Source organism: Neobacillus sp. 19 (assembly GCF_049463095.1).
Lineage (GTDB): Bacteria > Bacillota > Bacilli > Bacillales > Cytobacillaceae > Neobacillus.
This window is the reverse complement of sequence record NZ_JBMPZU010000070.1, coordinates 119,505-132,013: the sequence shown is the minus strand read 5'-3', so window position 1 is coordinate 132,013 and position 12,509 is coordinate 119,505. Positions and strand designations below refer to the sequence as shown.

Here is a 12,509-nt window from a genome sequence, read left to right as displayed (position 1 = left end):
TTAAAAAGGAAAAGGCAGCTCCCCTCTTGATGAAGAAAAGGAATTGCCTTTTCAAACAAATTTTTATTAATTCATGAATCATTTCGTCATGTTCATCTAATTTGTATATTTATATTTCAAAGTAACTATAGCACAGGTGATGAACATTTGTTAAGCACCATTTGAAAAAATGTTAAATTTAAATATTTCCAATTTAGCCGGTCCATTGTCTAAAGAAAAAGTGCCAGGCACTATCCATTTTTTGGACGATGCCCGGCACTTTTGTTTTTTAATTGATTATCTGATGCTGTTATACCAATTAATAAAGTTATCAACTACCAAATCGATAAATTTAATCGTAGGTTCATGGGTAAGGTTTCCTGCTTCATCGATTTTTTCATGAACAGCTCCTACATATACTTCATTTCCAGGTAGAAGTGGAGAACCAATCCCCGGGCAAAACAAAATATCCCGTAAGTGCTGTTGAGCACGGACCGTTCCCAGTGCTCCCATTGTTGCGCCCATGATCCAAGAAGGCTTACCATTCATTACCTTATCCACACGGGATAACCAGTCCATTGCATTCTTTAATACGCCAGGGATGGAATAATTATACTCCGGAGTTACCCAAAGAACAGCGTCTGCATTCGCTACTTTGCTTTTAAATTCAGTCACTACTTGTGGCGGGTTTAATTCGGTATCCTGATCATAATGTGGCAGGTCGCGAATACTTAGTATTTCAATATCCATGTGCTCTTGATACCTTTTTTGCACATACTTCGCCAGTTTTAGGTTATATGATTCCTTACGTATGCTTCCAACGATTGCAACGACTTTCATAATTCATGGCCTCCAATGATATTGTAAATTGGTCAATATATCACTATTTTGTATGGTCTGACTATAAAATATTTACATTCCCTCGAATTTTCATAAGCAGTCTCCGAAGTTCCCCTATCTCTTCTTCTGTCATTCCGTTATTGAGTGCTTGCATGATGTTTTTATTGATTGGAATCACATCATCGCCAAGTTTTCTCCCCTCTTCTGTGAGATAAACTTCAACAGAACGCTTATCGTTTGGACATGATTTTCTGCGGATATAGCCTTTTTTTTCAAGTGTTGAAATCATTCGAGCAATACCGGCTTTATCTTTATTCAATTTCGCAGCCATTTCATTTTGGGAGATTCCTTCTCGCTCCCAAAGAAGAGCCATTAATAAATTTTGCTCATTTGTTAACTGAATTGCCTTTAATTTATCATTTACAAACTTCGTAATATCTAAATCAACTGCGTGAATCATAACGCCGATATTGTTTAATGGTTCGTATTTCATAGCCAGCACCCTATTAGTTGATATATCAACAGTTCATAAAACTTATTTTACTGAAGGCAAAAATTGTTGTCAAAATAATTGCTTCTTAAGCTTAGTTTCGCCAATTTCATACATTTTATGAGACGAGAGCAGGCCACTAAATTTCTTTCGAGGAAACGGGCAAAAACAGTTTAATCCCGCGTTTATTAAATGGCAGGATTTTTAGATCGGCCATCAAATGACTGATGTATCCTGCAAGACAGGTATAGAATACTCCGTCAATTCCAAGTGACTCTTCTAATTTGGCAGCGATGACTCCGAAGTAAATGACTCCCACTATCGAATGGGTATAACTGCGGTGCGATACAAATGAAGCAATTAAAATATAAATCCCAAGCAGGATCAACCATGGTTCTTGTAAAGAGACACCCCCCACAAGTACACCGACACCTGTGATTGTTAGCATATGTTTTTGCTTGAGCTTTGAGGCTGCAATCATCATACTCAATCCAATGACGATCCCAAACCACTTCTCTGTAGCTCCGCCCTCAAAAAAACTATAAAAGATCATCAGGGCTCCAATTAGCTGGGCAACCGTTTGAATTACCTTATGAGATAAGGTGATTTTGCCGCGAAGACTGCCATCAATGTCAAGATCAGGCATTAACCCAGATACTGCTCCTAAACCTACGAATAAGAGCGTCGTAGAGGGAGAAGCTTGAAACGTGTTGGCAACGATAAATCCTGTCGCCGCTCCTAATGCTGCATGTGCTGTACCGTTCAATTGTATGTCCACCTTTAATTAATTTGTTGTGAGTATTTTACCTAAGCACCACCACACTTTATTTATTCTACACCAAAACACTTGTTCTGTTTAGTGAGAAATATATAAAGATATGGCACGACCATTTAAGGGGCATAAGAAGCTTCATTTCTTTAATTGAATATTACACACAATTTTCACAAACCTTTGTATAGATTGCCTAAGAAGCATTGGTAAATATTAGTGTTACTATACGATGACGGTGAAAAGAATCCCTCCTAGAATAAACGTGAAGCCTTAGATTGGTAATGCTTCAAAAAAACACAAAAGGAGGAAAATTTATGTCAACCAACAATGTTGATAAAAAGCTATTAGATCCAGAGTTTGAAACGACTCCGGTACCTCTGGAATACCGAAAATCCTTATCTTCGGTAGCAGCGGTATGGTTTGGCTTCCCTATGGTTTTGACAAGTGCGGTCATTGGCGGAGTTATCACAGCAATGCTGGGATTCAAGGCAGGAGTTGCAGCCATACTGGCGGGTAATTTGCTGTTGTGTCTCATAGTGGGTGCGCTAAGCTACCTTGCGGGGAAAACTGGAGAGAATTTTGCTATGACGACCCAAAGGACATTTGGACGGTTTGGGTATTTTGCCGTGTCAGGATTACTTTCCACTGTAGTAGTAGGCTGGTTTGCCCTTATGGTAGGTCTAACCGGGGATACAATGGCTCGTTCATTTGGAGCAAATTTGTTATGGATGACGTTATTAGGCGGCGTCCTCTACGTTGCCGCAACCTTTATCGGGATTAAGGCCCTAACCTTTTTAGGCTGGATTGCCGCACCTTTGTACCTGATATTAGGAATAATTGCTGTAGTGATTGCGATGAAAACCGGCAGTTCCGATTTCATAAATTACGAACCAGCTGCCGGGGTGGGAATCATGTCTTTTGGAGCAGCAGTTACATTGGTATTTGCCACGTTCGCAGATTCCGGAACAATGACAGCAGACTTTACAAGATGGTCGAAGAATGGCCGAGAAGGACTGTTAGCGGCTATTTCGGCTTTTCCATTCGGAAAATTCATCGCTGAGGTAATTGGCGCACTCATCGTTGCCACCGGTGTCATCCAAAACCCTGCTGCTAATGGCGGAGATTTTATGCCCATACTTTCAGGACAAGGTCCGCTTTTAACCACCTTGGCGATTGTGTTTGTATTTATCAATCTTGGGGTTGGATGTACACACTGTTTGTATAATGGTGCGGTGGGCTGGTCACATATGACGGGTAAAAAAATGAGATCACTAACCGTCATTCTTGGAATCATTGGCATCATAGCAGCTCTATCCGGTATTTGGAGTGCTTTCCAAAGCTGGCTTGAGCTTCTTGGTTTAATTGTTCCGCCAATCGCGACAATCATTATTATGGATCAATTGGTTCTGAAGAAAAAGTCAGCTGATAACCAAGCAAGCGACTCCATGAAATGGAAACCACTTGCCTTTATTGCTTGGGGATTAGCTTCGACAGTCGCATTGTTTGTGAATTTCTTTGCACCGGAATTTTCAGTTGCCTTTTCCGGAATCGTTTCATCCGCAATTTTCTATTATATCGGCAACCGATTAATAAAAAAGGGGCCTGGAGCAAACACCAAAATCAGCCATGTAGGTTAACACAACTAAGCAGCATAAGCAACATCAGTGTAGTATAAATGGTGCCTGACACCCTTTATACTTCTGCCAATATGTTTATGGTAATAAATTGTAGAAAGCACCTCTCTTGGTAAGAAGAGAGGTGCTTTTTGTCTTTAATACCTTTTACTCGAGGTTATTCCCTCTTGGTCTGGGTTTGGCCGGGATTTATGCCGTTACTGCAGAAAAGCTTTTTGCGACTTCTGCCACTTTTGCTAATCCTTCAGCAATAATTTCTTGCGCTTGGTCTGGCGCAGCATTGTGTCCTTCAATAATGACTTCATCAACGATTTGCATACCGAATACGCCGCCAACAACATTTTTAATGTAGGTAGCCGCCATTTCCATTGGTGCTGCTTCTGGAGTGGAGTAAATGCCGCCGCGCGCGCTAAGAATGACCGCTTTTTTGTCCGTCATTAGGCTGACTAGTTGGCCATTTTCGTTATATTTGAAGGTGAAACCTGCTGCGTACACATAGTCGATGAATGTTTGTAATTTAGCAGGGATTGTTAGGTTCCATAATGGGAACGCAAATACAACAACGTCAGCTGCTGATAATGCATCCATTGCTTTTTGTTTTGCCGCTACAATACGTTGTTCAACATCTGTCAATTCTTCGCCTGATTGCATTTTACCAAATGCGTTGAATAAATCTTGGCCAAAGTATGGCATATCTTCCGCGAAGACATCGTAAGTTGTTACATTGACGCCTTCTAAATTCTCCATGAAAGTTTCATACATTTTACTTGAAACAGCTTCGGAAGCTGGACGATTATTTGCTTTTACTACTAATATGTTCATTATATTAAAAAGTCTCCTTTTTTATCATAGTTTTACTTATCTCGGATTCATAATATATGATTTAAAAAAATTCAGCAAGCGAAATGAATTGGAAAGGATGGAAACTTATCCCCGTTATATGGAATGGGCAGAGAGATTTCTCCCTCTGCCCACTAATGTGCTGCCCGGGATAACCGGGAGCCGAGCTGGTGCTGTCCTCTTACTCTTTTGAAGCAGCTTCAATAGTAGTGTCGACAGCATCTGCTTCCTCTGTTGTTTCTTCAGAGGCTGCAACTGCATCCGTATCTACAGTACCTGCAAGTACGGCGGAGTTTTCTGCTGCATGGGCTTTTGCCTGAGCGCTTGCTTTTACGCTAGCCTGAGCCTTTGCTTTGTTTGCTACAGATGGGCTTACTTCTTCTGTGTCAACTGTTGTTTCTTCTGTTGTAGCTTCTTCTGTGTCAACTGTTGTTTCTTCTGTTGTAGCTTCTTCTGTGTCAACTGTTGTTTCTTCTGTTGTAGCTTCTTCTGCGTCAACTGTTGTTTCTTCTGTTGTAGCTTCTTCTGTGTCAACTGTTGTTTCTTCTGTTGTAGCTTCTTCTGCGTCAACTGTTGTTTCTTCTGTTGTAGCTTCTTCTGCGTCAACTGTTGTTTCTTCTGTTGTAACTTCTTCTGCTTCAACTGTTGTTTCTTCTGTTGCTACTTCTTCTGCTTCAACTGTTGTTTCTTCTGTTGCTACTTCTTCTGTGTCAACTGTTGTTTCTTCTGTTGTAACTGCTTCACCTTCCGCATGGACTGCTGCGTTTGCTGCAGCATGGGCCTTAGCTGTGTCACTTGCATGTTCGAACGCTTGAGACTTTATTTTGTTAGCAGCTGAAGGATTAACCTTTGCATCCTTGTCAGTATCTGTATCTTCTTCATCTGACTCTGTATCTTCATCATCTTTCGTGTTCACGATACCTTCACGATCACGAACGAATTTCTTAGAATTAGACTTTTGGTCAGCATCTTTCTCATCCTCAATACCTGCTTGTGAATCAGCATCGACATCTGCTGCTTTTTCATCCTCTTCCACAGACGCTTCATCTTCAGCTTTTTCATCTTCTTTAACTGCTGCTTCATCTTCAGCTTTTTCTGCATCATCAGCATCAATTTCGGTTTCAATACCTTGGTCTTCAGTTGTAACGTCTGTGTTAACGTCAACGTTCTCTTGTACTACAGGTTCTTGTGCTTTACTTGCAGAATCCTCTGCTGCAGGTTCCTGAACCGGAGCTTCTTCCTTTACTGCCTCTTCTACTTTTCCAACCTTGTTTAGAACGGCAGAGTTTGGATTAGCATGCATTTTTGCTGTTTCGCTGGCATGCACACTCGCTTGAGATTTAGCTGCTTGTCCCGCCTTTGGCTGTTCCTTAACCGCTGGTGCCGCTGGGTTCGCAGCTGCTGCTGGTTTTGCGGCCGGTACTTGCTTTTCTTTCACATTCACTTTTACCGCGTTTTCAGCTTTTACATGTACGCTGTGCTCCGCTTTTCCATTGTTAGGACCGGCAGCTTCAGTAAAATGAGCTCCGGCAAAAACGCCAAATGATACTGCTCCAGCTAATACAAAAGATTTTACAACTTTATTAGGGTTTAGATAATGTTTCATGTTTATATTCGCTCCTTTTATTTTCGTGTTCCGTGGCGATTAGCTGCGGTAAACGGTTTTAAAAAAAGGAGCTTCTTCCGGCGGTGGTGAAGGCGGAGCATTCACCCATTGATTATTCATTAACGTATAACGAGAAAGGTAAGGCTGGACAAGTTGGATTTCGTAGTACTTATTCCATTCAAACCACTTATCTAAAAAACTAATAGTGCTTAATCCTGAGCTGATTCGATCATTTGATTGGCCGCCTGTTTGGTTTGACCGCTGGGTTGGGTTTACCGCCCGATCGGCGTTCGGTATTTCTTCCTTACTGACAGGGGGCTTTCCCTTTTGCACCGGTTCCGGCAATTGGGGTTCAATTGTTTTTTTGTCCGATACATTTGAATCGACCTTTTTAGGCTCAATTCTAGGAACCAATTTCGTCTGGCTGCCTTGATCTTTTACAGTTATTTCTGGATAAAGTTCGGCCTCATCTTGAGCAGCTGGCTGTTTATTCCCTAACCCTGTTTCGTTTTCCTGTTTAGCAGCAGGTTTTGGTTGGCCGGGATCCTTAATGGCATTCTCCGTCTTTTTCACCGCAGACAGCCCATATCCGTTCCCATTTGCTTGATCGGGCAAAGTTTTTGGTTGTGCCACAGCTGGCTTTTGGGAAGCTGCTTGCTTAAGAGCACGATTGGCGGACGGCTGCTTTACTGCACTCTGATTTTTGGCTGCGGGTTCAGGCAACGTCACAGTTTTTTCAATCGAATTTGCATTTTTAGCCTTTGCCGGTCCGTTAGCCTGTTTAGCTGCATTCTCAGTTTTTTCTGTAGGATGAATCGTTTGTACAATTTCCTTTTGGGAATTTGCCTGTCCATTTTGCTCACTCTTCTCGGCGAAGGCATTTACTGGTAAAAACAGGGCTGCTCCAACCATAAGAGTCGGTATAAGAAAATGGCGGAAGTGCAACATCTCACCCCCTTTCCTCTTAACGTCACTTTCATGAACAGCATTCGAGCCAATTAAACAATTTTTGACCGTTTTCTCCATCAATCATGAGAAACGATTCTTTTCACCCATGTGCAATGAATCAAATTGCCCGTAATCTTGGTACTTCTTAGAAAAATTTCTAGACCCCCACGCCATTTTTTCGGAATAAAAAGCTAGAACAAAAATATATATAGTATCACTCAAATTGCATTAGATAGGGTGGTATGAAAATGGAAATAGAAGAAGTGCTATACGATGGCAAGCTTTACACGGTGATTTACAAGTATACTTCCGGCTATTGGGAAATACGGGAAAAGGACAATAAATTTCATGTCGAATTAGTTCATGAATCAGAAGTACAAATAGTAGCATAAAGACCGTTACCTGTGTAATGGCCTTTTTTATGCAATTCGCCAAAAATAGACTTACTATTTTGAATCCCCTATAATAACAAATATGTTTTTAAAAATTCAATATTTAGGTGGTACATATGAAACATACGCATATTTTCCAGGGGACTGCTTTTTCTAGCGAATCACCAAAGGAGGTACAGATTCTAAAGGATCATCTTTTCTTTATCAATGCGGATGGGATGATTGAAAAAATCGTCGCTCCTGAAGATACCGACTATCAAGCATTACTGGATGACTATCAAGGAGATGAACATTTCCATCGATTAGCTGATGGCCAGTATTTTTTACCGGGCTTTGTCGATTTACACGTTCATGCCCCGCAGTGGGCACAAGCCGGAACAGCATTGGATATCCCGCTCTACGATTGGTTAAACACCTATACCTTTCCGATTGAGTCGAAGTTTTCCGATCCAGCTTTTGCAAAAAAGGTCTATCATGATGTCGTCAGTACTCTAATCGCAAACGGAACAACGACTGCGCTTTACTTTGCCACGGTACATAAAGAAGCTAGTTTAGTGCTCGCTGAAATTTGCGCCGAAAAAGGACAGCGCGGATTAATTGGAAAAGTCGTGATGGACAACCCTGATCAAACACCGGACTATTATCGGGATGCGGATACACAAACGGCACTAGCCGATACGGAGGAATTTATTGTAGCTGTTAAAGAATTAGCAAAGCGGACGAAACAGGGCGTTTTTCCTGTCGTAACGCCGCGCTTCATTCCAAGCTGTACCGACGAGGCATTAAAAGGATTAGGGGAATTAGCGGCGAAGTATGACACTTATGTCCAATCCCATTGCAGCGAAAGTGATTGGGAGCATGGCTATGTGCAGGGGCGGTTCAAGAAAAATGATGCCTTTGCCCTACATGATTTTGGCCTATTACGTGAAAAGTCGGTCATGGCGCATTGTAATTTCTTAGATGACCATGACGCAGCTTTATTTGCAGAAACCGGGACTGCTGTTTGCCATTGTCCGATATCCAATGCCTATTTTGCCAACAGCGTCATTCCCATCGCCCGTTTGCAGGAAAAAGGCGTGGAGATTGGTCTGGGATCCGATATTTCCGGCGGTTTTTCACCGAGTCTTTTCGATAATGTGCGGCAAGCGGTGATCTCATCGAGGATGTTAGAGGATGGCGTTAACACCTCCCTTCCAGCTGAAAAAAGAGGGGTGCCCAATTCCCGCATTACACTGAATGAAGCATTTTATTTCGCAACTGCAGGCGGCGGCGAAAGTGTAAGCCTGCCGATTGGCCGGATCGCAGAAAACTATGCTTGGGATGTACAAATCATTGATACCAGCGTCGAGACTGCCAGACTGCCTCTTTATAACCTTAAGGAAAATTTACATGATGTTTTTCAAAAAATCATGTATCTGGCGCGGCCGGAAAACATTCGGGAAGTCTGGGTTCAAGGGGAAAAGGTGCATTCACGAATCTAAGCAAAACAAGACCTTCTTGGGAAGGTCTTGTTTTCTTTTACAGGCAAGGGAAGCGAATAGTGAACGTGGTTCCCTTCCCCAGCTCGCTTTCTACTGTAATCGTTCCTTTCATGGCTTGAATATATTGAAACGAGATGGTTAGGCCGATGCCGGTTCCTTTTTCCTTCGTCGTATAAAAAGGTGTTCCCAGTTTCGCCAGCTGGCTATTCGTCATTCCTTTGCCGCTGTCAATGATTTGGATGATAATTTCCCCATCCTTCTCATACGTAAGAACATGCAGCATGCCGCCTGTCTCCATGGCTTCAATGCCATTTTTCATGATATTGACCAGCACCTGCTTTATTTCACTTTTATTTCCTTTTATATACAGGGAAGCCTGTATTTGCATTTGAATGGAAATATTCTGGATATTAGAAAAAGAGGTCATCAGTGCGACGGTCTTTCTAACCTCCTCCGAAATATTGACAGTCGTCAAGCCCTCCGTATTTGGTTTCGCTAAGGATAGGTAATCATTAATAATCGATTGTGCATGTTTGAGCTCCGTAAGCGCAATATCAATATAATGTTTCTGCGCACTTTTTAAATCTTCATCATCCCGAATTAACTGTAAAAAGCCGCGAACGGATGTTAATGGATTTCTGACTTCATGGGCAACAGAAGCAGCCAGCTGACTAATCACATTTAACCTTTCATCCCTTTGTAATTTCTCCCGCATTTGTTGCTGCTGATTGACATTTTCCATAATAAAGACAACCATTAATAAGCAAACCCAGGTAATAAAATAAAACATAAACATAAAAGGAATTTGCTCTATTTGATTTTTACTAAAAAGGGTCACCATCACAATCAACGTGTTAACCCAAAACACCAAACTAATAAACATCAGCTTATGTTTCTTTTTGAAAAATTCATATCGATTCCGCATCCAAATAAATACCGCACATGTGAGTAGATAATTGATTAAAACGACATAAAAGCCTTCTCCGCCAATGAAATAGCGGTACCCTAACAGCACTGCCGCAGTTAGTAAGCCTGGCCTGGTTCCTCCATAAACAAAGGCAATGATAAAAGGCACTATTCTAAAATCATACACATACCCCTCAGAAAACTTCTCCGGGAATGACATGGCAAGAACTAGGATGAGGATCAAAATGAAGGAAAGTTTCGAATGAGGCTTCCTCCGCTCGCTGTCTTTTTCATTAAAAAATATATGATAAACAGAGATTGGCAAGAGTACAGCGACGACTTGATATAAAATGACTTCCACTTCTAAATTCATAGAGTAACTCCTTGACTGGATTTTCCTCCCAACTAAGGCACAGCTTGCAAGGAAAAAGGCTGTTAATTTATTCTATCTATCTATCTATTATATAAATTTATTAGAAATATGTAAATTTTTGAAAGAGATAATTAAAAGCCGATCCCTTACGTGTACAAGAACTCGGCTTCATCTAGTTCGCAATTGCTTTGTGTATAAATCCTTTCAGTTATACATCCTAAAGTTATATGCTTTTTTCACCTTTCACGCCATTGATGGAGTAGCTTACGCTAATTTCTGCATTTAAGGAATGGGAAACGGAACAATATCTGTCTTTTGATAGTTGAATCGCCCGGGTGACCTTGTCTTCCGGCAAGTCTCCATCAAATGCATAGTGAATGGTAATTGCAGTGAACCGCTTGGGATGTTCTTCGGCCCGTACACCTGTTACATCCATTTGGAAGGACGAAGGCTCCAGGCGCATTTTATGCAAGATGGAGATAATATCCATTCCTGTGCAGCCCGCAACGGCCTGCAAAAGTAGTTCCGTCGGTCTTTGGCCACCGTTCTCACCGCCTACTTGTGGATCCGCATCCATTATAAATTCATGTCCGGAAGGAGTGATCCCCCCAAATGCCATTTTCCCTTTCCAGTTAATTGTAAAATCCATCATCATACCCCTTTCATTTTTTTATTCTAACCAATCGACTCGTTCCTTACTTTTAAAATACTTTAAATAATGAGACAAGGACTAGTTGGTATGGCCCCTAAAATGGAAATAAGCGCTAATCCTTACTACAGGAAAGCGCCTTTTATCGGTTTTTCATTGTTATTTGCTGAAACGTCTTATTTAGATTTAAATACCGAAATGACGGCTTTATTTTTATGTATAACTGTTACTTTCTGCCCCGCTATTTTTTCATAATCTGGACCTGAGCAGTAAGGAACAGTTAAGACGAATGATTCATCCATATGCTTAAATTCAACAGTGAAATTATCAGCGGCTCCTACGACTATTGCTTTTGTATAGATAGCTTTGCCTGGAATCGTCAGCTGTTGTCCAATCAGAACCATATCATGGCGGAGCTTATTTTCTTTTTTCAGTTCGTCTGCATTTACTCCAAAGCGTTTAGCAATTCCCCATAAAGTGTCCCCGGGAACCACCTCATAAACTGGATTGATGTTATTTGCTTGAATTTCAAAAGGAAGAGTTATTGTTTGACCAACGTAAATTTTCTCTGTTTGCAGATGATTGACCTTTTTTAATTCATCCATACTGACAGCGAATTTTTTTGCAAGGGAGTAAATGGTATCCCCTTTTTGGACAGTATATTGACTGCCGGTCCCTTTTGAATGCCCTTTTTTTATATAATCAGGTACCAAAAGTTGTTGTCCAATATAGATTTTTTCGGACGTTAACCCATTAGCCCTCATTAGCTGTTTTTCAGTGACTTGATACTTTTTAGATAGGCTGTAAAGAGTATCTTTCTTTTTTACAGTGTATACCGTGCTGCATGCTCCAACATCGGTGTTCATAAATACAAGTGCTGCAACAGTCCCAGCAATGGCTGCTGCTGCCAGCTTTTGATTACGCGCTTTCATCTTTTTCTTACTCAGTTCTGATAATCTTTCTTTTCTCTTTATATACAAAGAACTATTCCCCCATAAAAAATATTAAAATACCCCTATAGTAGTACGACAAATGTCATCATTTTTTGACTGTATTTTTAAATAACTTTCCTCTAATGCCAAAAATATCCCACTGTATTAGCGCTTCGTAAAGGATCAATTTCTGCGTGAGCTGTTGTATCTTTTCGCTAAATCCAATCATCTGTCCTCTCATCAATTCTTTTAAAATACTTGAAATTGGAAACCATTTATACTATGATTAACTTTAGTTTCTTATCTACATATTGTTTTATTTCTAAAAAACATAACTATATATTGTATTTACCTTAAGTTAGATGCCGAATAACGGCTTAATAGGGAATCCGGTGAATCCGGAACTGCCCCCGCAACTGTAAGTGCTGACGAACTGAGCAATCCACTGTATCAGAGAGTTTATGAAGATAGACGCTGATATGGGAAGGGCTCAAAGTAGGGTGACGCATAAGTCAGGAGACCTGTCTTTCTTAAGTAGTTTCACTTCTTCGGGGATTGAGGAGATGAACGGTGGCAGCGAAAGGCAGAAATTTGTACTTCCTTTTTGTAGTAAACCGTTTCATCCGCTCAATTACCTTGAGCGGATTTTTTTATTAAAGGGGATATG

12 protein-coding genes and 1 riboswitch are annotated in these 12,509 nt (G+C 41.0%); of the genes, 3 read left to right on the top strand and 9 right to left on the bottom strand.

Annotated elements, in window-relative coordinates:
- Positions 1 to 276: 276 nt before the first annotated feature.
- The 3 genes from ACO1D1_RS22645 to ACO1D1_RS22635 all read right to left on the bottom strand — a co-directional run bounded on the left by ACO1D1_RS22645 (position 277) and on the right by ACO1D1_RS22635 (position 2,075).
- Positions 277 to 819 (bottom strand): NADPH-dependent FMN reductase, encoded by a 543-nt coding sequence (locus ACO1D1_RS22645; RefSeq protein ID WP_423337209.1) that lies wholly within the window; start codon positions 817 to 819, stop codon positions 277 to 279.
- Positions 820 to 880: 61 nt separating this feature from the next.
- Complete coding sequence (locus tag ACO1D1_RS22640) at positions 881 to 1,312, bottom strand: MarR family winged helix-turn-helix transcriptional regulator (RefSeq protein WP_423337208.1); 432 nt, start codon at positions 1,310 to 1,312, stop codon at positions 881 to 883.
- 136 nt (positions 1,313 to 1,448) lie between these two features.
- Positions 1,449 to 2,075, bottom strand: coding sequence for a metal-dependent hydrolase (locus tag ACO1D1_RS22635; RefSeq protein ID WP_149871776.1), 627 nt, complete (start codon positions 2,073 to 2,075; stop codon positions 1,449 to 1,451).
- Positions 2,076 to 2,395: 320 nt separating this feature from the next.
- On the opposite strand from ACO1D1_RS22635, the gene ACO1D1_RS22630 reads away from it, so the two are divergent.
- The gene (locus tag ACO1D1_RS22630; RefSeq protein ID WP_423337207.1) at positions 2,396 to 3,718 is read left to right on the top strand and encodes a cytosine permease; all 1,323 of its coding nucleotides are present in this window, start codon (positions 2,396 to 2,398) and stop codon (positions 3,716 to 3,718) included.
- Positions 3,719 to 3,904: 186 nt separating this feature from the next.
- On the opposite strand, the gene ACO1D1_RS22625 is transcribed toward ACO1D1_RS22630, so the two are convergent.
- The 3 genes from ACO1D1_RS22625 to ACO1D1_RS22615 form a co-directional block, all read right to left on the bottom strand.
- Complete coding sequence (locus tag ACO1D1_RS22625; RefSeq protein ID WP_423337206.1) at positions 3,905 to 4,537, bottom strand: FMN-dependent NADH-azoreductase; 633 nt, start codon at positions 4,535 to 4,537, stop codon at positions 3,905 to 3,907.
- Positions 4,538 to 4,736: 199 nt separating this feature from the next.
- Entirely contained in the window at positions 4,737 to 6,161 is a 1,425-nt protein-coding gene (locus ACO1D1_RS22620) for a hypothetical protein (RefSeq protein WP_423337205.1), read from the bottom strand.
- Positions 6,162 to 6,200: 39 nt separating this feature from the next.
- The gene (locus ACO1D1_RS22615) at positions 6,201 to 7,187 is read right to left on the bottom strand and encodes a hypothetical protein (RefSeq protein WP_423337204.1); all 987 of its coding nucleotides are present in this window, start codon (positions 7,185 to 7,187) and stop codon (positions 6,201 to 6,203) included.
- Positions 7,188 to 7,357: 170 nt separating this feature from the next.
- Here ACO1D1_RS22615 and ACO1D1_RS22610 point away from each other — a divergent pair, with 170 nt between their 5' ends.
- On the top strand, positions 7,358 to 7,501 hold the full coding sequence (locus tag ACO1D1_RS22610) for a hypothetical protein (RefSeq protein ID WP_423337203.1): 144 nt from the start codon (positions 7,358 to 7,360) through the stop codon (positions 7,499 to 7,501).
- Positions 7,502 to 7,617: 116 nt separating this feature from the next.
- Complete coding sequence (guaD, locus tag ACO1D1_RS22605; protein ID WP_423337202.1) at positions 7,618 to 8,982, top strand: guanine deaminase; 1,365 nt, start codon at positions 7,618 to 7,620, stop codon at positions 8,980 to 8,982.
- A gap of 37 nt (positions 8,983 to 9,019) precedes the next feature.
- On the opposite strand, the gene ACO1D1_RS22600 is transcribed toward guaD, so the two are convergent.
- The 3 genes from ACO1D1_RS22600 to ACO1D1_RS22590 form a co-directional block, all read right to left on the bottom strand.
- Positions 9,020 to 10,261 carry an ATP-binding protein gene (locus ACO1D1_RS22600; RefSeq protein WP_423337201.1) on the bottom strand — a complete coding sequence of 414 codons (1,242 nt, stop codon included), beginning with the start codon at positions 10,259 to 10,261 and terminating at the stop codon, positions 9,020 to 9,022.
- 223 nt (positions 10,262 to 10,484) lie between these two features.
- Positions 10,485 to 10,910: an OsmC family protein gene (locus ACO1D1_RS22595; RefSeq protein ID WP_423337243.1), complete on the bottom strand. Its 426-nt coding sequence runs from the start codon at positions 10,908 to 10,910 to the stop codon at positions 10,485 to 10,487.
- 176 nt (positions 10,911 to 11,086) lie between these two features.
- Positions 11,087 to 11,890 (bottom strand): LysM peptidoglycan-binding domain-containing protein, encoded by an 804-nt coding sequence (locus ACO1D1_RS22590; RefSeq protein WP_423337200.1) that lies wholly within the window; start codon positions 11,888 to 11,890, stop codon positions 11,087 to 11,089.
- Between the two features lie 295 nt (positions 11,891 to 12,185).
- A riboswitch (cobalamin riboswitch) is annotated at positions 12,186 to 12,385 on the top strand.
- The last annotated feature ends 124 nt before the right edge of the window (positions 12,386 to 12,509 follow it).